Source organism: Methylosinus sp. sav-2 (assembly GCF_004366495.1).
GTDB lineage: Bacteria > Pseudomonadota > Alphaproteobacteria > Rhizobiales > Beijerinckiaceae > Methylosinus.
The window spans coordinates 89,469-108,447 of the sequence record NZ_SOEJ01000001.1 but is presented as its reverse complement, the minus strand read 5'-3'; the positions used below and the strand labels follow the sequence as shown (position 1 = coordinate 108,447).

At 66.3% G+C, this 18,979-nt stretch carries 21 protein-coding genes; 5 read left to right on the top strand and 16 right to left on the bottom strand.

The features are described 5' to 3' along the window. Positions 1 to 7: 7 nt before the first annotated feature. The 7 genes from EDE12_RS00485 to EDE12_RS00455 form a co-directional block, all read right to left on the bottom strand. The gene (locus EDE12_RS00485) at positions 8 to 1,597 is read right to left on the bottom strand and encodes an ATP-binding protein (protein WP_024878526.1); all 1,590 of its coding nucleotides are present in this window, start codon (positions 1,595 to 1,597) and stop codon (positions 8 to 10) included. 215 nt (positions 1,598 to 1,812) lie between these two features. Further along, complete coding sequence (locus tag EDE12_RS00480) at positions 1,813 to 2,379, bottom strand: DUF4337 family protein (RefSeq protein WP_026600042.1); 567 nt, start codon at positions 2,377 to 2,379, stop codon at positions 1,813 to 1,815. Between the two features lie 88 nt (positions 2,380 to 2,467). After that, entirely contained in the window at positions 2,468 to 3,037 is a 570-nt protein-coding gene (locus EDE12_RS00475) for a DUF447 domain-containing protein (protein ID WP_026600043.1), read from the bottom strand. Positions 3,038 to 3,074: 37 nt separating this feature from the next. Beyond that, on the bottom strand, positions 3,075 to 4,469 hold the full coding sequence (locus tag EDE12_RS00470) for a DUF6513 domain-containing protein (protein ID WP_026600044.1): 1,395 nt from the start codon (positions 4,467 to 4,469) through the stop codon (positions 3,075 to 3,077). Beyond that, entirely contained in the window at positions 4,462 to 5,031 is a 570-nt protein-coding gene (locus EDE12_RS00465) for a flavoprotein (protein ID WP_024878530.1), read from the bottom strand. The genes EDE12_RS00470 and EDE12_RS00465 overlap by 8 nt, the downstream gene beginning before the upstream one ends. Beyond that, positions 5,028 to 5,681, bottom strand: coding sequence for an aspartate kinase (locus tag EDE12_RS00460; protein WP_026600045.1), 654 nt, complete (start codon positions 5,679 to 5,681; stop codon positions 5,028 to 5,030). Before EDE12_RS00460 ends, EDE12_RS00465 begins: the two co-directional genes overlap by 4 nt. Continuing rightward, positions 5,659 to 6,840: a (5-formylfuran-3-yl)methyl phosphate synthase gene (locus tag EDE12_RS00455; RefSeq protein WP_024878532.1), complete on the bottom strand. Its 1,182-nt coding sequence runs from the start codon at positions 6,838 to 6,840 to the stop codon at positions 5,659 to 5,661. Before EDE12_RS00455 ends, EDE12_RS00460 begins: the two co-directional genes overlap by 23 nt. A gap of 178 nt (positions 6,841 to 7,018) precedes the next feature. Between EDE12_RS00455 and EDE12_RS00450 the strand changes: the two genes are divergently transcribed. Next, a complete protein-coding gene (locus EDE12_RS00450; RefSeq protein WP_026600047.1) occupies positions 7,019 to 7,702 on the top strand; it encodes a type 1 glutamine amidotransferase domain-containing protein in 684 nt (227 codons plus the stop codon). A gap of 85 nt (positions 7,703 to 7,787) precedes the next feature. Here EDE12_RS00450 and EDE12_RS00445 read toward each other — a convergent pair whose 3' ends face one another. From EDE12_RS00445 to trpA, 3 genes are all read right to left on the bottom strand, one after another. Then, the gene (locus EDE12_RS00445; RefSeq protein WP_026600048.1) at positions 7,788 to 9,095 is read right to left on the bottom strand and encodes a folylpolyglutamate synthase/dihydrofolate synthase family protein; all 1,308 of its coding nucleotides are present in this window, start codon (positions 9,093 to 9,095) and stop codon (positions 7,788 to 7,790) included. 120 nt (positions 9,096 to 9,215) lie between these two features. After that, on the bottom strand, positions 9,216 to 10,076 hold the full coding sequence (accD, locus tag EDE12_RS00440; protein ID WP_024878535.1) for an acetyl-CoA carboxylase, carboxyltransferase subunit beta: 861 nt from the start codon (positions 10,074 to 10,076) through the stop codon (positions 9,216 to 9,218). Next, the gene (gene trpA / locus EDE12_RS00435) at positions 10,073 to 10,969 is read right to left on the bottom strand and encodes a tryptophan synthase subunit alpha (RefSeq protein WP_026600049.1); all 897 of its coding nucleotides are present in this window, start codon (positions 10,967 to 10,969) and stop codon (positions 10,073 to 10,075) included. The genes accD and trpA overlap by 4 nt, the downstream gene beginning before the upstream one ends. Positions 10,970 to 11,060: 91 nt before the next feature. On the opposite strand from trpA, the gene EDE12_RS00430 reads away from it, so the two are divergent. Further along, positions 11,061 to 11,339 carry a type II toxin-antitoxin system RelE/ParE family toxin gene (locus tag EDE12_RS00430; protein ID WP_024878537.1) on the top strand — a complete coding sequence of 93 codons (279 nt, stop codon included), beginning with the start codon at positions 11,061 to 11,063 and terminating at the stop codon, positions 11,337 to 11,339. Positions 11,340 to 11,346: 7 nt separating this feature from the next. Next, complete coding sequence (locus tag EDE12_RS00425) at positions 11,347 to 11,673, top strand: HigA family addiction module antitoxin (protein ID WP_051592625.1); 327 nt, start codon at positions 11,347 to 11,349, stop codon at positions 11,671 to 11,673. A gap of 16 nt (positions 11,674 to 11,689) precedes the next feature. Here EDE12_RS00425 and EDE12_RS00420 read toward each other — a convergent pair whose 3' ends face one another. From EDE12_RS00420 to EDE12_RS00410, 3 genes are all read right to left on the bottom strand, one after another. Beyond that, positions 11,690 to 11,881 (bottom strand): hypothetical protein, encoded by a 192-nt coding sequence (locus tag EDE12_RS00420; RefSeq protein WP_134187958.1) that lies wholly within the window; start codon positions 11,879 to 11,881, stop codon positions 11,690 to 11,692. Between the two features lie 34 nt (positions 11,882 to 11,915). After that, positions 11,916 to 13,163, bottom strand: coding sequence for a tryptophan synthase subunit beta (gene trpB, locus EDE12_RS00415; RefSeq protein WP_024878539.1), 1,248 nt, complete (start codon positions 13,161 to 13,163; stop codon positions 11,916 to 11,918). Between the two features lie 73 nt (positions 13,164 to 13,236). Further along, positions 13,237 to 13,884, bottom strand: coding sequence for a phosphoribosylanthranilate isomerase (locus EDE12_RS00410; protein ID WP_026600051.1), 648 nt, complete (start codon positions 13,882 to 13,884; stop codon positions 13,237 to 13,239). A 236-nt stretch (positions 13,885 to 14,120) separates the two neighbouring features. On the opposite strand from EDE12_RS00410, the gene hpnH reads away from it, so the two are divergent. Continuing rightward, positions 14,121 to 15,272 carry an adenosyl-hopene transferase HpnH gene (hpnH, locus tag EDE12_RS00405; protein WP_026600052.1) on the top strand — a complete coding sequence of 384 codons (1,152 nt, stop codon included), beginning with the start codon at positions 14,121 to 14,123 and terminating at the stop codon, positions 15,270 to 15,272. Here the strand turns inward: hpnH and EDE12_RS00400 are convergent. From EDE12_RS00400 to EDE12_RS00390, 3 genes are all read right to left on the bottom strand, one after another. Beyond that, positions 15,213 to 15,923, bottom strand: coding sequence for a phosphorylase (locus tag EDE12_RS00400; protein WP_026600053.1), 711 nt, complete (start codon positions 15,921 to 15,923; stop codon positions 15,213 to 15,215). The genes hpnH and EDE12_RS00400 overlap by 60 nt on opposite strands. A gap of 7 nt (positions 15,924 to 15,930) precedes the next feature. Further along, positions 15,931 to 17,892 (bottom strand): squalene--hopene cyclase, encoded by a 1,962-nt coding sequence (shc, locus tag EDE12_RS00395; protein WP_026600054.1) that lies wholly within the window; start codon positions 17,890 to 17,892, stop codon positions 15,931 to 15,933. Positions 17,893 to 17,965: 73 nt separating this feature from the next. Beyond that, positions 17,966 to 18,265 (bottom strand): helix-turn-helix transcriptional regulator, encoded by a 300-nt coding sequence (locus EDE12_RS00390; RefSeq protein ID WP_024878544.1) that lies wholly within the window; start codon positions 18,263 to 18,265, stop codon positions 17,966 to 17,968. A gap of 294 nt (positions 18,266 to 18,559) precedes the next feature. Between EDE12_RS00390 and EDE12_RS00385 the strand changes: the two genes are divergently transcribed. After that, the gene (locus tag EDE12_RS00385; RefSeq protein ID WP_024878545.1) at positions 18,560 to 18,931 is read left to right on the top strand and encodes a Rieske 2Fe-2S domain-containing protein; all 372 of its coding nucleotides are present in this window, start codon (positions 18,560 to 18,562) and stop codon (positions 18,929 to 18,931) included. Positions 18,932 to 18,979: the final 48 nt, after the last annotated feature.

The following is an 18,979-nucleotide window of genomic DNA, read 5'->3' as shown; positions in this document are numbered from 1 at the left end:
GCGGGGGCTATTCCGCGGCGGCGGCGCGCGCCAGCAAAATCTTCACGCGGGCGGCGAGCTCCTCGAGCGTGAAGGGCTTGCGCAGAACTTCTATGTTCGATGCGAGATCGAGGCTGTCGAGCGATTTGCCGGCATAGCCGGTGATGAGCAGGATCGGGAGATCGGGGTGAGCGGCGCGAGCGGCTTCGGCCAGATGGCGTCCGCTCACGCCCGGCAAGCCGACATCCGTGACCAGCAGGCGCAAGCTCTCGCCCGATTCGAGCACCTTCAGCCCGGCGTTTCCGTCATCGGCCTCTATGACATCGCAGCCCATCTCCTCGAGCGCGTCGGCGATCTGCATGCGCACTTCCAGCTGATCTTCGACGAGCAGTGTCTTTCCGCAGGGCGCGGCGTAATCTTGCTTCTGCTCCACGACCTCCAGGGCGGCGAAGGCCTCGCCCGGCGCGAGGCTGGGCTGGTCGCGTCCAGGCAGATAGAGGCGCACGCTGGTTCCTTTTCCCGGAGCGCTGTCGATGCGCACGAAGCCGCCGGACTGTTTCACGAAACCATAAATCTGCGAGAGGCCGAGGCCCGTGCCGCGCCCGGTCGGCTTGGTGGTGAAGAAAGGCTCGAAGACATGCGCCAGCACTTCGCGGCTCATGCCGGCGCCATTGTCCTTCACACGGATCTCCACATAATCGCCGGGCGTGGCGTCGGGATCGTCGGGGTCGGCGTCCAGCCGGCGATCTGCGGTCGCGATCTCGAGCACGCCGCCGGCCGGCATGGCGTCGCGCGCATTGATGGCCAGATTGAGCAGCGCGCTCTCGAGCTGCGACGGGTCGCAGACGACGCTGCGCCGGCAGCGGCCGAGCCGCAGATCGAGCTCGACGCCGGAGCCGAGCGTGCGCCGCAGCATATCCTCGAGGCCGACGACCAGCCTGTCCGGCTCGATGACGCGCGGCAGCAGCGTCTGGCGGCGGGAGAAGGCGAGCAGACGGTCGATGAGATTGGAGGCCGAGCTTGCCGCCTTGCGAATCGCGGCCACCGACGGGCCGATCTCCTCGGCGCGCCCGCGCGCCAATTGCCGCTCTATGACGCCGAGCGAGCCGATGACCACCTGCAGCACATTGTTGAAGTCATGCGCAATGCCGCCGGTCAGCTGGCCGATCGCCTCCATCTTCTGCGCATGGGCCAGCCGCTCCTCGCTCTCCAGCAGCGCGGCGTTGGCCCTGCGCAGCTGATCGGGCGAGGGCAGAGCCAGAAAGCTCGGCAGCCACCACCATAGCGCGATCGAGGTCCCGAGCGAGGCGAGCGCCGTGGCCGCCTTGACGATTCCCTGCACGCCATAGACCGGCTTCCACAAGGTCACGACATCGAGCCAGTGCGTGGCGCCACAGAGCAGGATGAAGGCGGCGAACAGCCATAGCAGGGGCCGAAACACGAGGTCCGCGCGTCTCTGCCCGATGATGACCAGCGCCAGCGGGATGGAGAAATAGGCCAGCGCGATCAAGCCGTCGGAGATCGCGAAGAGCCAGATCAGGCCCGGCTCCCAGAGGAGGCAGAAACCATGCGGCGTCAGATTGTCGACGCCGAAGAGCCATTCGCTCAATGCAGACATCGGAGGCACTCCACAAGCGGAGAGATTGCGATGGCGGCTGAAAAAGCAACCCGCGCTCCGCTGGCGGCGAGGTGGCTCGGCGCGAGCCGGTCGTCGCTAAAAATGAGACAAGTCTACGAAATAATGACCGAAAACTCGGCAATGCGCGGATTTTTGGCCGGCTTCGGCCGGGGCGGCCGCGACGCTGCGCCGCGGTCCCGGCCGAAGCGCTATGCTCAAATATAGGCGTAGCCGGCGAGAAGAACGCCCGAGAGGGCGAGAGCGAGGCCGGAATACCATGGCCATTTGCGGCCGCGGGTGATGATCGCGATGGTCGCAATGGCGATCGCCGCATGCACCAGCGTCACCGCCATCGTCAGAATGTGATGGCGATGCTCGTGATGCTCGGCCTCGTGCAAATGCTCCTCGACCCGATGCTCGAGCGCCTCGGCCTCGGCCTTGATCGCCTTGCTCTCGTCGTCATAGCGCTTGGCCTCGCGGGCCAGCGGATCGGCCTGCGGGCCGCCCTGCTTGGCGGCGACCTCGTTCACGCTCTTCTTGATGCTCTTGGCTTGGAAGAAAGCCCATTGATCGCTCGCCTTGCTCTGGCTGAGCGCGGCGGCGTTCTGCGCGCCGAGCGTGGCGGCGGTCTCGATCGTCTCCAGGCTGCCGATGGTCGCGGCGACGACGGCGAAAACGGCGATCGTCATCGAGACCTGCGTCATGAAGGGCGTGCCTTCATGGGCGACATGCTCGGCATGCTCCGCGTGCTCGAGATGCTCTGTCGTCATTGCTTCGGACATTGTCCATCCTTCGTGAAAATTTGTGTCGAAATTTAATCGAGCGAGCCGCCGGCGCGCCGCGCCGTTCCGCCCCCGAGGGGCGAATCGGTCATTTCGACTGTGTTTGAAGATAAGCCTCGATCTTGGCCGTCACCAGCTCCCACGCCTCGCGCTCGGCGGCCCCGGCCGTCTTGTCGATCGCTATGCGGAGATAGGCCATTTCTGTGTCGATTTTTTCGCGGGGAAGCATTCCGAGCCGCGTCGCCAGAATAGCGGCCTCGACCACCGCCGATTGAGCGCGGTTGAACCCCAAAAAGGGCTTGTGGGAGACGATTTTTCTTATCCGGCAGAAAAAGCGCGGCCGCTGAGGGTCGCCCTCGTTGCGCGCTACCTCCAGCTCGGCGTGCGAGAGGGCGGTGGAAAGGCGCGGCGCCGGCCATTCGGGGACCGGCTCCATCGGCCAGTCGCTCCTGCCGCAGACGCAGCCGGCGAAAATGCGCACATCGTCGATGAAGCTGGCCGTGGCGAAGGGCGCGGCCTCGAGATTGGCGAGCGTCGTCGAGGGGCGGAAGGGCGCGATGACCCAGAATCCGTCCTGCTCGATGAGCCCGAGCGGCGCGATGTGATGTTGGCCCGTGGGGCCGACCGTGGTGACGATGCATTCGCGGATCATCGGCATCGGCTGCTGCTCCCGCTCGGGTCCCGTGAGATATCCATCATTCCCGCGCCTTGCGCAGCGTATGTCCGGCCTCGCGCAGGCGCGTCTCGTCCTCCTGCGATCTATCCGAAGCGCAGCCGAAGTCCAGCGGCTCGTCCTGCCGATAGCGCTTGCCCAGACGAAAAGCGATTTCCGCCTTCATCAGTTCCGCGCCGAGATAGAAGGCATGGGCGCCGTCCTTCTCGACCCCGAGCTCGGGAAAGAGCGACATTGCGTCCTGCGCCACGCGATGAAAGCCGCGCGCGTAAATGTGAATGCCGTCCGCGGCGACCTCTATGCGGAAATTCTCGTCGCGCAGCTCGCGCGCGAGCTCGGCGATCTCGTCCGGCGTCGCGGCGTAAGGGCGCTTGTCGTGGATTTGCAGCAGCGCGTCGCTATAGCCTTTGGGCAGAGCGGCGTCGGCGCGCGCGGCGAACAGCATGCGCCGCGCCGCGTCATGCTCCTGCACCGTGCGGCGCGTATGCGGGCTCACCTGCACGGTGAGCAGATGCCGAATGTCCAGCTCGGAGCACAGACCCAGCAGAACGGCGGTGACGCCCGAGGAATCGGCGTCGGTCAATTCGGTGAGATTGCCCGTGCCCATCATCATTTCGGCGTGGGGCTCGCGGCGGCGCGTCTCGACATAGCGCTCTATGGAGGCGGCGAGGCCGAAGTGAATGGGATCGAGGATCGGATCGAGAATGTAGGAAATGCCGCGTCGCTCGGCGATGCGCGCGGCGCGTTGCAGAGAGTCGAGATCGCCGTGCGGATTGGGCACGAGGATCGGAACCAGCGGCGAATTATCCGGCAATATCGAGAGCGTATGCTCGTCGAGGCTCAAGAGATGATCGGCGCCGGCGCGCGCGCCGCGCTCCAGCTCGTCGCGCTTCGCTGAATCGAGGCTGACGGAAAAGCCGCGCTCTTTCAGCGCGACGATCGTCTCTTCCATATGCGGAAATGGCGTGTCCGGCAGGCAGCCGAGATCGATGACGTCGGCGCCCGCCTCTTTCAGCATCGTCGCGCGGGCGATCACCTCCTCCACGCTCATGATGGAGGCGTCGACGATCTCGGCGAAAATGCGCATGTCATGGCGCGTCAGATCGGCCTTGCCGCCGCGCTTGCCGAGGAAAGCGGGAAGATCGGCGATCTCCTCCGGCCCGCGCTCGAAAGGGGCGCCGAAGGCCTCCGCGAGAGCGGAAAGATCGGCGCGGCAGCGGCCCGGCAATATGACGCGATCGGCCGTGAGCGGGCGCGGCAGGCGGCGCAGGATGATCTCCTGCGTCATCAGCGCCGCGACCTTCACGCCTATGTCGTGGATGCGCCAGTCCCTGGCCTCCTCTCCGAAGCCCGCCAACATGCGCTCGAGGCGCGGCAGAGCGAGATGGCCGGTGAGGAACAAAAGGCGCTCAGACATTCCCGATCGGCTCCCGAGCGGAAAGCTCGCGGCGCCGGCGCTCGACGGCCTCATGCAGAGCGGCGAGGCTCTCGGCGACCTGCGTCCCCTCGAAGTTTTTCAATTTGTCGGTGTTCTCGAGGTCGATGCGGCGCGGATAGACCATCACCTTGCGATCGGGCGCCTGCGTCTCCAGCTCCGGCGCCGTATCGCAGGCGAACACCACCGTCGGCACGCGGCATTTGCCGGCCTGGGCGAAGACATTGGTCGCGAGATTGTCGGAGATGCCATAGACGAATTTCGCGACCGTGTTGGAGGTCGCCGGCGCGACGATCAGCGTGTGATAATAGCTGTGATAGAAGCCGCCGACCGGAACGGAACTGGCCGTCGTGTCCTTGAACACGCGCACATGGTCCGGCATGTCCTCGAGCCTGTGCTTATACATGCGGATGACTTCCGCCGCCGCCTTGCTGACGAAGAGATCGACATGGTCGAGCGAGCGGATGATGTCGAGACATTCGGTGAAGAAATGTCCCGAGCCGGTGAGCGCCCAGCCCCAGCGCGGCGTGACGACCTTTTTCATGATGCGATGCTTTGCTCTCTGGTGAAATCGAAGCGCGCGCCGGGAAGGCCGCCGCGTGCGAAAGTTTCAGGCGCCTCGCGCAAGGCCGCGGGGCCGGCGATGTAGACGTCGAGCCCGCGCGCATAATGCGCGAAGCAGGGATCGACGATCGATGCGGCGCCCCCACCCTCCCCTTCAGGGGGAGGTGGGAAATCGACGCTCTTGATCAGCAATAGCGCGCGCGTTCCCGCCTCATGCGCATACCAGGCCGCGAGACTGTCGGACGTCATGTCCCAGCTCGCTAGAATCTGGGGATCGGCGCGCGTCATCGCAACCGGGCTCCACACTGCGACCGCGTCGCGGGCATGCGTGGCCGCCGCCTCCTGCGGCGTCGCGGCGGGAAGGAGGCCCGGCTCGAGGTCGCATAATGCGCGTCCATATTGCTCCATGGCCATTATGGCCATGTCATGCGCGGCCGCGTCGGAGAAGCGCAGCGCCTCCTGCGCGCTTCGCACCGCATCGGCGAAAGGGCCGCCGCCGGGAACGATGGTGAGAGGCCCGGGATAGGCGCGCAGCGCCGCCAGCCATTGGCGCAAGGCGGGGGAGGCGGCGAGGCTTCCGCCGAGCTTGACGACGAGAGGCCGCGTCTCAGCGCTCGGGCTCGGCGGCATCGGGAAGGCCCGGAAAGAGGTTGTGAACCTTGGCGGTCTCGGCCTGGCGCTCGCGGCGGATGCGAATGCCGACCGCGCCCGGCGCGACATCGAGCTTCTCCACCTGCACGGTCAGCGCCTGCACGCGCTCGTGCCGCAGCACCAGCTCGGCGAGGCGCTCGGCGATCGTCTCCACGAGCTCTATGTGGCCCGAGGCGAGGATCATCTTTATCGCGTCCATGATGACGTCATAGGAGAAGACATTGCGCATGTCGTCGCCGCCGGCGGAGACGCGCGTCACATCGACATCGACATTGAAGCGCACTCGCTGCGTGCGGCCGCGCTCGAAATCATAAGCGCCGATCTCGACCGGAATGACGAGATCGCGCACGAAGACATGGTCCACCTCGCGCGTGCGCTCGCGGCTCTCGAGATAGCCGCGGCCGACGACCAGCGACCAATCGACATTGGCGGCGAGCGCGGCCCCCTTGCCGCTCGCCCGCGCCGGGCCGCCGGGGATGAGATCGCGGATCAGCGCGACGGCCGTGGCGTCCATCGCGCTCTTGCGGTCGTGGTCGCGGCAGAGGGCGCCGCGAAAGCCCATCACATCGACGCCCGTCACCAGAAGGCGCGGAACGTCCGGCGCCTCCAGCGAGCCGGCGAGCCCCGCCTCGAGGCCCAGCGCATGGCAGCGCTCGACGAAGGAAGAGAGCGCGCCAATGTCGAAATGCTCGATGAGCCTGCCCTTGCCCTTATGCGCCGTGTCCAGCAGCGCGCCGGCAAAGCCAGCTGCGGCGAGGCGCGGCAGAACGTCGAGGTCCGGCCCGAGATCGGCGAAGAGCACGGCGACGAGCCGCACGCGCTGCGCGATCGGAGCCAGAGCCGCGATCAGCGCATCGGCGTCCGGCGTCGCCGGCAGCGCGAATTTGACGAAAGCGACGCCGAGCGCGGCGGTCTCTTCTATCGCCGCGCGCGCCACAGCCGGATCATGCGACAGCTCGACGACGGCGCTGACCGGCCGGCGACCGGCGACGGAACGCAGGATCGCCGCGACCTCGGCCACGGGCAGAGCGCCGAGAGCGCCGCGGGTGGCGTCCTTGCAATCGATGACGTCCGCTCCGCCAGCGGTGGCGATCTCGGCTTCCGCCACGCTGGCGACGCTCGTCAACATTAGGGTCATCGATCAGGCGCTCTTTCGATCTCGCCTCGGCCCGCGGCGGGAGAGGCAGGACGCTTGTGGAGCAATTTCTTCCGAAATCCAAGTGGCGCCGCAGGCGAATTGGAGTGGGCGCCTGCCGGTGGGCTCCTTATCTTCCGGCGAGCGCTTGCGCGAAAAAGCGAGACGACGGAGCGGCCCCATGAAAATTCTCATCGTGCTCACATCGCATGATCGGCTCGGCGACACCGGCCGCAAGACCGGCTTCTGGCTGGAAGAGCTCGCCGCCCCTTATTACGCCTTCCAGGACGCAGGGGCGACGCTCACCTTGGCCTCGCCCGCGGGCGGCCAGCCGCCGCTCGACCCTAAGAGCAATGAGCCGGATTTCCAGACCGACCTCACGCGACGCTTCGAGGCGGATGCGGCGGCGAAGGCGCAGCTCGCGCAGACGGTCCCGCTCGCCGACGTCCGCCAGGAGGATTTCGACACGGTGTTCTACCCCGGCGGCCACGGTCCGCTCTGGGATCTCGCCGAGGACGCGCATTCGATCGCGCTGCTGGAATCTTTCATCCGCGCGGGAAAGCCCATCGCCCTCGTCTGCCATGCGCCGGGCGTGCTGCGACATGTGGGCGCGCCGGACGGACGGCCGCTCGTCGCGGGCAAAAAGGTGACGGGCTTCGCTAATAGCGAGGAGGAGGCCGTGGGCCTCACCGGGGTCGTGCCGTTTCTGGTGGAGGACGATCTGCGCGCCAAGGGCGGGCTTTTCTCGAAAGGCGCGGACTGGGCGAGCTATGTGGTGCGGGACGGATCGCTGATTACCGGACAGAATCCGGCGTCCTCCGGTCCGGCGGCGCGCAAGCTGCTGGAAGCGCTCGCGAAAGGGTGAGGCTCTTTCCGGCGCGGACCCTCATCCGACCCCGCTTTGCGGGGCCACCTTGCTCCCGCAAGCGGGAGAAGGGAGAGGCGTCGCTTCACTCTATGACGGAGCCGTTCAGCGCCAGCACGCCGGCGGCGAGATAGAGCGAGCCGGCGATCAATATGCGCGGCGGGACCACATAGCTGCGCTGCGCGATGATCGCCAGCGCCTCCTCGACGCTCTGCGCCGCCGCCGATCTCATGCCCTCGGCGCAGGCCAGCGCGGCGATCTCTTCCGGCGGCCAGCTCTTATGCTCGCCCTCGACCGGCACGGCGACGACCTCGCCCGCGAGGCCGACGAAATGCTTTATCAGCGCGCGAATGTCCTTCGTCACCTGCGCGCCGCAGACGAAGACCAGCGGCCGGGCGCTTTTCTCCTCGAATTGCGCCATGGCCTCGGCGAGCACGCGGCCGCCGTCGTCATTGTGGCCGCCGTCGAGCCAGACTTCCGAGCCCGGCGGCACCAGATCCGCCACCCGTCCGCGCGAGAGCAATTGCAGCCGCGCCGGCCATTCGGCGCGGGTGAGGCCCGCCTCTATATGCTCAGGCCCAATATGCGGCGCGACGGCGCGCAGCGCGGCTATGGCGCCGGCGGCGTTGGCCTGCTGATGGCGGCCGGGCAGGCGCGGCAGCGGCAGATCGAGCAGGCCGCGCTCGTCCTCATAGACGAAGCGGCCATTCTCCTCGCGAATATGGAAATCCTCGCCGGCGATGGAGAGCGGCGCGCCGACGCGCCGCGCCTCGCGCTCCAGCACGTCGCGGGCGCCGTCATGCTGCTGAAAGCCGATGATCGCGGGCGCGCCGCGCTTCAAAATGCCGGCCTTCTCATAGGCGATCTTCTCGATCGTATCGCCGAGAAACTCAGGATGGTCGCGCGAGATGGATGTGATGATCGTGGCCTTGGGGCTCTCGATCACATTGGTCGAATCATAGCGCCCGCCGAGGCCAGTCTCCAGCAGCAGCCAATCGGCGGGCTCCTCGGCGAAGAGCGCGAAGGCGGCGACGGTGGTGATCTCGAAGAAGGTCACGGGCCGCTGGCCATTGGCGCGCTCGCAATCCTCCAGCGCCTTTTGCAGGCGGGCGTCGTCCACCAGCGTTCCGGCGAGGCGGATGCGCTCGTTGAAGCGCAAGAGATGCGGCGAGGTGTAGACATGAACGCGCTGGCCGGCGGCCTCCAGAATGGCGCGCAGAAAGGCCAGCGTCGAGCCTTTGCCATTGGTGCCGGCGACATGGATGATCGGCGGCAGCCGGCGCTCGGGATGGCCCATTTCGGCCAGCAGCCATTCGGTCCGTCCGAGGGACAGATCGATCTTCTTGGGATGAAGGTCCAGCAAGCGCGTCAGAATCGCGTCGCGCTGATCCATGGGACTGGCTTTCGCTTCTTATTGCGCATTCGGACGAATCACGTCCGAATGCGCTCCTGGAAAGATTCGAGCTCGCATGTTCGTCTCCGAAAGCCGCTTGGCGCTTTTCGGGAACATGCTCTAGGCCGCGCGGCGCGGCGCTTTGGTCAGCAGCGCGCAGAGCCGGGCCAGCGTCTCGCGCATTTCCGTGCGCGGCACCACCATATCCACCATGCCATGGTCGCGCAGATATTCGGCGCGCTGGAAGCCCTCGGGCAGCTTCTCACGAATCGTCTGCTCGATGACGCGCGCGCCGGCGAAGCCGATGATCGCGCCGGGCTCGGCGATGTGAATGTCGCCCAGCATGGCGTAGGAGGCGGTGACGCCGCCGGTCGTCGGATTGGTGAGCACGACGATATAGGGCAGTCGCGCGTCGCGCAGCCGGCGCACGGCGATGGTGGTGCGCGGCATCTGCATCAGCGAGAACATGCCCTCCTGCATGCGCGCGCCGCCGGAGGCGGTGAAAATGATGAAGGGCGTGCGCTTCTCTATGGCGTGGCTCATGCCGGCGATGATCGCCTCGCCCGCCGCCATGCCCAGCGAGCCGCCCATGAACTCGAAGTCCTGCACGGCGACAGTGACGGCCGCGCCCTCGAGCTTGCCATAGGCGATCGTCACCGCGTCCTGATGGCCGGTCTTGAGGCGATATTCCTTGATCTTGTCGACATAGCGCTTGATGTCGCGGAACTTCAGCGGATCGCTCGGAACATCCGGCGTCGGCACGATGTCATGTTCGCCATTGTCGAAGAGGCCGGCGAGCCGCGCCTCCACCGGAATGCGCATGTGATAGCCGGAGCCCGGCACGACATAGAGATTGTCCTCTATGTCCTTGTGGAACACCAGCTGGCCGCTCTCCGGGCATTTGACCCAGGCGTTCTCCGGCGCCTCGCGCTTGATGAGGGCTTTGATCTTGGGCGGAACGACGTTGGAATACCAGTTCATGACCAAAGCCTCGCGAGCGCCCCCAAGGCCGATTTCAGCGAGAAGGGCTCGTCCTTCTTCGCCTCTTGCGCCCGCGCGCCGCGCACGCCGCGGGAGAGATCGGCGACGAGGCTCGTCACCGCCTCCACCGTCCGCGGACCGGCGCGATTTTCCGCGTCGAGCGATTTCGCCAGCGCATCGACCAGCGCCGTTCCCACAACCACGCCATCAGCGTAACGCGCGATCGCGGCGGCGTTCTCCGCCGTCTTGACGCCGAAGCCGACGGCGATGGGCAGAGGCGTGCTGCGCTTGATGCGCGCGACCGCCTCCGACACGCCCGAATAATCCGAGAGCGCCGCGCCGGTGATGCCGGTGAGCGACACATAATAGACGAATCCGCTCGTGTTTTCGAGCACTTTGGGTAGGCGCTTGTCATCCGTGGTGGGCGTCGCCAGGCGGATGAAGTTCAGCCCCGCCGCGCGCGCCGGCAGGCACAGCTCGGCGTCTTCCTCCGCCGGAAGATCGACGATGATGAGCCCATCGACGCCGGCCGCCTTCGCCTCCTCGAGGAAGGCGGGCACGCCATGCACATAGACGGGGTTGTAATAGCCCATCAGCACGATCGGCGTCGCCTGATCCTGCGCGCGGAAGGCGCGGACCAGCTCGAGCGTCTTATTGAGCGTCATGCCCGCATGCAGCGCCCTGAGGCCGGCCGCCTGAATGGCGGGGCCGTCGGCCATGGGATCGGTGAAGGGCATGCCGAGCTCGATCACGTCGGCGCCGGCCTTGGGCAGGCTCTTCAATAGAGCGAGCGAGGTCTCGAGGTCCGGGTCGCCGGCCATGACGAAGGTCACGAGGGCGGCGCGGCCCTCGGCGCGCAGGGCTTCGAAGCGGGCGTCGATGCGTGTGCTCATGGCCGCAGGCGATAGCATAGGGGAGGGCGAAGGGGAATGGCGGGGTGGGGGCGGAGTTGCTCGCTTGCGGATAGCGTCATACGCTCCACATATGATACGATCCGTCAAAGGAACGGCGACGCGCCAGTTTCTCGAAACCGGCAAGTCGAAGTTCTCGGGCCTCGACGCGGAACTGGCGCGCCAGCGTCTGGCGGAACTCGACAGCGCCGCCTCGCTCGACGATCTGCCGCCACTGCGCAGCGTCGGGCTGCATAGGCTGTCGGGCGACCGCAAGGGCCAATGGGCGATCAAGGTCAATGGGCCGTGGCGAATCGCCTTTCGTTTCGAGGGCGGCGACGCCTTCGAGGTCGAGATCGTCGACTATCATTGAGGTCGTAATGGCGAAGAAGGGCGAAGACGTTTTCGAAGCGCCCGCGGGCGGTTTCCGATTCGGGCCGATCCATCCCGGCCGCACGCTGGCCGCGGAACTCGAGGCGCGGGGCTTGAGCGCTCACGCGCTCGCGCTGAAATTGCGCGTGCCGGCCAATCGGATCGGCGAGATCGTCGCCGGCAAGCGCGGCGTTAGCGCGGAGACGGCGCTGCGGCTGGGGCGCTACTTCGGCAACAGTGCGGCGTTCTGGATGAATTTGCAGACGAAATATGATCTCGAGATCGCGGAACGCGAATTCGGCGAACGCATCAAGGCGGAAGTCGAGGCGGCGTGATCGTCGCCTCGCGCGTTCAGAGCAATTCACGGCCGACTGGCGGCGAGCGCATCCAATCCTCGGTCGCCGGTGAGGCGTCAAATGACGATTCCGTCAGAAGCTCATCGAGCATGTAGCGGCGCTCGGGCTTCGGCGCGCTAATCCCGCGATCGCGCTTCGAAACCCGCTCGGCGTTGCGAGTGGAGTTGTCGTCAAAGGGCTTGGACATCTGCATCCCCTCCCGGCCGGCCCCGCCGGCTAGCTCACATCCCGCCCAAATGCTCCGCTACGGCGAAGATATCCTTGTCGCCGCGTCCGCACAGATTCATCACCATCAGATGATCCTGCGGCTTCTGCGGCGCCAGCTCCATCACCTTGGCCAGCGCGTGGGAGGGCTCCAGCGCGGGGATGATGCCCTCGAGTTTGGAGCAGAGCTGGAAGGCGGCGAGCGCCTCCTTGTCGGTGGCCGACAGATAGGTCACGCGGCCGATGTCGCGCAGCCAGGAATGCTCCGGGCCGATTCCCGGATAATCGAGGCCGGCGGAGATCGAATGGCCTTCGAGAATCTGGCCGTCGTCGTCCATCAGCAGATAGGTGCGATTGCCATGCAGCACGCCCGGCCGTCCGCCCGCCAGCGAGGCGGCGTGGCCGTTCTCGACGTCGAGCCCGTGGCCGGCGGCTTCCACGCCGTAAATCTCCACCGACGCGTCGTCGAGGAAGGGGTGGAACAGGCCGATGGCGTTGGAGCCGCCGCCGATGCAGGCGACCAGCGAATCGGGAAGGCGCCCTTCCGCCTCGAACATCTGCTCCTTCGCCTCATTGCCGATCACCGATTGGAAATCGCGCACCATGGCGGGGTAGGGGTGCGGGCCGGCGGCGGTGCCGATGCAATAGAAAGTGTCGGAGACATTGGTGACCCAGTCGCGCAGCGCCTCGTTCATCGCGTCTTTCAGCGTGCGCGCGCCGGACTGCACCGGGCGGACCTCGGCGCCCAGCATCTTCATGCGGAAGACATTGGGCTTTTGCCGCTCGACATCGACCGCGCCCATATAGACGACGCAATCGAGGCCGAAGCGCGCGCAGGCGGTGGCGGTGGCGACGCCGTGCTGGCCGGCGCCGGTCTCGGCGATGATGCGCTTCTTGCCCATGCGGCGGGCGAGCAGAATCTGGCCGAGCACATTATTGATCTTATGCGCGCCGGTGTGGTTCAGCTCGTCGCGCTTGAAGTAGATTTTGGCGCCGCCCTCGCCGCCGACCGCCGCCGTGAGGCCGCGCAAATATTCGGTCATGCGCTCGGCGTAATAGAGCGGGCTCGGACGGCCGACATAATGCTTCAGCAGACTGTCCAGCTCGGCCTGGAAGGAGGGGTCGGCCTTGGCCTCCCCATAGGCGCGCTCGAGGTCGAGGATCAGCGGCATCAAGGTCTCGGCGACGAAGCGGCCGCCGAACAGGCCGAAGCGGCCGTTCTCGTCCGGGCCGTTGCGGAAGGAATTGGGGGTCTGCTCGTTCACTGTCGGTCCTCCTCGCCTCGGCTGCGGCGCACTCTTAGACCCTCCGCCGCTCCGATGAAAGCGGCGTAGATCGTCAGACAGATGCGCCGCGCGCCGCCCCGACGAAGGCAGCGATCTTCGCCTCGTCCTTCACGCCGCGCTCGCGCTCCACGCCGGAGGACACATCCACCGCCGGCGCGCCGGTGAGCCGCAGCGCCTCCGCCACATTGGCGGGATCGAGGCCGCCGGAGAGCATCCAGTCGCCGCCGCTATAGCCGCGCATCAGCTGCCAATCGAAGACGGTCCCGGCCCCGCCGGGGACGGCGGCATTCGGCGCGGGCTTGGCGTCGAATAGGAGAATGTCGGCGACCTCTCGAAAGGCCGCAGCGCTGGCGACATCCGCGGCGCCGGCGACGCCGATCGCTTTGATGACCGGCAGGCGGAAGCGCGCCTTCACGGCGGCCACGCGCTCTTGCGTCTCTTTCCCATGCAATTGCAGAAGGTCCGGCGCGAGGGCGGCCACGATGGCGTCGAGCGTGGAATCGCCGGCGTCGACGGTGAGCGCCACCTTGCGGATGCGTCCCTGCGCGACCCGGCCGAGTTCTCGCGCCGTCTCGAGCGTGATGTGGCGCGGGCTCTTCTCGAAGAAGACGAAGCCGGCCATATCCGCGCCGGCGGCGATCGTGGCCTCGAGCGTCGGCAGGGTGGACAAGCCGCAGATTTTGACGATCACGCCGGCCAAGCTTCCCTCTCGCGCCTTCCGTAACGGGGCGGCGACCCTATCATGATCCGCTCGGGCCTGAAAAACGCCATATCCTCGAGGCGAAGTCGCCGCAGCCGGCGATCTCGGCCGCCGGTTTGCGCAGTCGAGCTTTCGTGTTAGACGGAACGTTCCGACGCTGTGTTTCTCGCGCGTCGAAGCCGGGCGGCCTCCGCGCCGCTCTGTCGAAGAGCCGGTCCCTGGAAGGAACAGCTTTCTTGTCCATTCCGCTTCGCTACATCATGTCGATCGGCGGCTATATCCTCCGCCAGCATCTCGCCGGTCGGAAGCGCTATCCGCTGGTGCTGATGCTCGAGCCGCTGTTTCGCTGCAATCTCGCTTGCGCCGGCTGCGGCAAGATCGACTATCCGGACCATATTCTCGACAAGCGCCTCTCGGCGCAGGACTGCCTCGCCTCGGTGGACGAATGCGGCGCGCCGGTCGTCGTCATCGCGGGCGGCGAGCCGCTGCTGCACAAGGAGCTGCCGCAGATTGTCGAAGGCATAATGGCGCGCAAGAAATTCGCCATCGTCTGCACCAATGCGCTGCTGCTCGCCAAAAAGATCGATCAATATAAGCCCAGCCCTTATTTCACCTGGTCGATCCATCTCGACGGCGACGAGGAGATGCATGATCGCGCGGTGAGCCAGACAGGCGTCTACAAGCGCGCCGTCGAGGCGATCAAGCTGGCGAAGTCCAAGGGCTTCCGCGTCACCATCAACAGCACCTTCTTCCAGGACGCCGATCCGGCCCGCGTCGCCGATTTCTTCGACGAGGTGAAGCGCATCGGCATAGACGGCATGACGGTGTCGCCGGGCTATGCCTATGAGCGCGCGCCCAATCAGGCGCATTTCCTCAATCGCGCCCGCACCAAGGAGCTGTTCCGCGGCATTCTGAAGCGCGGCCGCGGCGGACGCGACTGGGCCTTTGTGCAGTCGGGCCTGTTCCTCGACTTTTTGGCCGGCAATCAGAGCTACCATTGCACGCCCTGGGGCAATCCGGCGCGCACCGTCTTCGGCTGGCAGCGTCCCTGCTATCTTCTGGGCGAGGGCTATGTCCCGACCTTCAAGCAGCTGATGGACGAGACCGATTGGGACTCGTACGGCGTCGGCAATTACGAGAAATGCGCCGATTGCATGGTCCATTGCGGCTTCGAGGCCACGGCGGTGAAGGACGCCGTCGCGCGACCGTGGAAGGCGGCGCTGGTCGCTCTGCGCGGCGTGAAGACGGAAGGCGATTTTGCGCCCGACATCTCGCTCGAGAATCAGCGGCCGGCGCAATATGTCTTCGACAAGAATATCGCGACGCTGTCAGAGCTCCGAGAGGCCGAGGCTAAGGAGCGGGCCGAGAAGACGCCCACAGCGGCCTAAGGTCGCCGAAGATTTGCGGAAATCCAGACCGGCGAGAATGAGATCGCCGATCTGGCGCGGCTCGCGGGCGAGATCGCGAAACACAGCGCGGAAATCGACGCCGCCGTCCGGCGTGACGGCGGAGGTGGCCAGCGGCGGCAGCGCCCGCGCCGCCGGATCATTGACCACGCGCACCACGGCCAGCGGCAGGCGCCGGCGCTCGGCGAATTCCGCGGCGATATGCGTCTCCATATCGACGACGGCGGCGCCGGTCCTCTTGCGCAGCGCGGCTTTGGCCTTGGGGTCGAGCACGGGCGCCTCGACGCCGGCGATAACGCCCGAGACGATCTTGCCGCCCGAGGCGCCGAGACCTTCGCTCAATATGGACGACAGCTCGGCGCTCGTTTCATAGCGCTTGTTCTCGGCGACGACGGAAGCGCCGATGACGACGTCGCCCGGCCGCAGCGCAGGATCGAGCCCGCCCGCTATGCCGAAGCTGACGACGCCGGCGAGCGCGAAGCCCTGCGTGCGCTCGAGCGCGGCGCGCAGGCCCTCTGTGTCGGCGCCGCTGCAAATCGGCACCAGACCTTCGCCCTCGGCGCAGGCGCGCTCGCTGAGCAGCCCCGTGATGATGAGGAAGCGCGGGGGCTCCACCTCATCCGGGCCGTCCAAGCGACGATTAGAGTCCGGTCTGGACAATTTTGCTGTTGCCCCTTTCGAGGTTACGATAGCGCGCGAGCGCCCAGAGCGGGAAGAATTTCGCGTAGCCGTGATAGCGCAGATAGAAGACGCGCGGGAAGCCCGTGGCGGTGAAGCGCTCCTCCTTCCACAGCCCATCCGCATCCTGATGGGCCTGCAGATAGGCGATGCCGCGGGCGACCGCCGGATGGCCGACCTCGCCAGCCGCCATCAGCGCGAGCACGCCCCAGGCCGTCTGCGAGGGAGTGCTCGGCGCCTTCTCATAGCCGCGATAGTCGAGCTTATAGCTATCTCCATCCTCGCCCCAGCCGCCGTCCTCGTTCTGGATCGCGACGAGCCAATCGACGGCGCGGCGCATGGCGCGATGTTCCGGCTTCAGCCCGGCGGCGTTGAGCGCGCAGAGCGTCGACCAGGTGCCGTATATATAGTTCATTCCCCAGCGGCCGAACCAGCTGCCGTCCGGCTCCTGCTCGGCGAGGAGATAATCGACGCCGGCCTTCATGCAGGGGCCGGTCTCGATCGTGTCGCCGAGCTGCGCCAGCATGGAGACGCAGCGGGCCGAGACGTCCGAGGTCGGCGGATCGAGCAGCGCGCCATGATCGGCGAAGGGAATGTGGTTGAGATAATAATATTCATTGTCGGCGTCGAAGGCGCCCCAGCCGCCATTCTTGCTCTGCAGCCCCTCGACCCATTCGCGCGCGCGGGCGATGCGCTCGTCATAGGGACGCTCGGCGCGGCCGGCGTAGGAGCGATCCATCGCCGTCACCACCACGGCGGTGTCGTCGACATCGGGATAATAGGCGTTGGCGTATTGGAAGGCCCAGCCGCCGGGACGCACATTCGGCCGCTGCACGGCCCAATCGCCCTTCACATCCAACACTTGCAAGGGCGCCAGCCAATCGAGGCCGGCGCGGGCGCGGGCCTCTTCCTCCTCGCCGCCGACCTCGAGCAGCGTGTGACAGGCGAGCGCCGTGTCCCACACGGGCGAGACGCAGGGTTGGCAATAGGCCTCGTCTTCCTTGACGACGAGCAGACGCTCGATCGATTCGCGCGCGAGCCTGATGCGCTCGTCATCGGCGGGGACGCCGAGAACCTCATACATCAGCAGGCTGTTGACCATGGCCGGGAAGATGGCGCCGAGCCCGTCGACGCCGTTCAGCCGCGCGGTGACGAAAGCCTCCGCCGCCTTTATCGCGCGCTGGCGCGGGCCTTTGGGAAAATAAGGCTCGGCGGCGCGCAGAAGATCGTCGATGGCGCCGAAGAGGGCGATCAGCGCCTTATGCTGATGCGCGCCCTTGGGCCATTCCTTCACCTCGTCCGGCGGCGTCGTGAACAATTCGCCGATATGCACGCCGAGCCGGTTGACCGCCTGCGGCTTCAACGTCTGCAGCACCAGCAGCGGCACGAGGACGGTGCGGCCCCAATAGGAGATCTTGTCGATATGGAAGGGAAACCATTTCGGCAGCAGCATGATCTCCACCGGCATTGCCGGCACGCCGCGCCAGGGAATTTCGCCATAGAGCGCCAGCAGCGCGCGCGTGAACACATTGGTGCGCGCCGCGCCGCCATGGCTGAGAATCGCCTCGCGCGCCCGCTTCATATGCGGCGCGTCTATGCCGTCGCCGATCATCTTCAGCGCGAAATAGGCCTTCACGCTGGCGCTCATATCGAGGGCGCCGTCGCGGAACAGCGGCCAGCCGCCATGCGCGCCCTGAATGCGGCGCAGATAGACGGCGATCTTGCCCTCGAGCGCGTGATCGATCGGCTCGTCGCGGAAATGGCGCATCAGCACATATTCGGCGGGAATCGTGGCGTCGGCCTCGAGCTCGAAGCACCAATGGCCGTCGCCTCTGGCGAGCGCGCGCAGCGCGCCGGACGCGCGCGCGATGCTCTGGTCGAGCGCGTCATCGCGCTTCGGCTCGATCGCAAGGGCGGCGGTCATATTTTCGCGCTCCTTCGCAGTTCGGTCATCACGATCCCTTCGTCTCTTTTTTCAAAAGAATGGTCTATCCGCGTCACAGACGCGCGACGCGCAGCGCCGGAGCCTCCGCGCCGCTCGGCGGCTTGACGACGATCTCGACGTCCTGCCCCAGCGCCACCAGAAAACGCAGCAGCCGCTCGACCGAGAATTGGCGCAAATCGCCGCGCAGCATTTTGGAGACGTCCGGCTGCTTGACGCCGAGCAGGCCCGCGGCCTCCACCTGCTTGAGGCCGCGCTCCTTCATCAGCCGGCCGATCTTGCCGATGAGCTGCGCTTTGAGCGCATTGTCCTCGCGCGCGCCAGCGGCGGCTTCGTCAGGCTCGGGCGCGTTCATGTGGTCCGGGTCCTCAAAAAATTCGGGAGGAGCGCAGCGCGCACCATCAACTCTCTCCTACGGCTTCCGGCTGATTGGTTCGCGCGGCATTTGCCGCCTTCCTTCTCCCCGCTCGCGGGGAGAGGGGGAACGCGCCGAACCGTTCCGCCGGAAGTCGTATCAGAACCGGTTGGTATGGTGATTTGACCATATCGTCAAGCGCCGGATCAGGCTGGCTCATCGCTTGCTACCCGATTTCACGGGTCCGCTCCGGGTCGCACGGAGCGTGGATGTTTGTTCGAAAGGGATCAGCCCATGGACGATCTGTTTGTGATTTGTCGCACAGGCCACATAGAGGACGGTCAAGCCACCGGCTTCGTCCTGATGCGCGCCTATGAGAACGGCGACAGCAATCCGTGGCCGATCATCATCACGCGCAAAGGCAACAACTTCTACGGTTTCGAGAATTCCTGCCCGCATGAGCAGATGCGTCTCGACACTTCGCCCGGCAATTTCCTCGACGAGTCGGGCAATTTCCTCGAATGCGGGCAGCATCGCTCCCAATTCGACCTCGACACCGGCCATTGCTTCATCGGCCCGTGCCAGGGCGGGAAGCTGACGCCGCTTTCGCTCGTGATCGACGACGGCGACGTCTGCATCACCGGCGTGCTGCTGGCCGACGAATGAAGACGGGCGCCGCGCCCGAGAGAGGGGCTCGGGAAGCGAGCGCCCAAG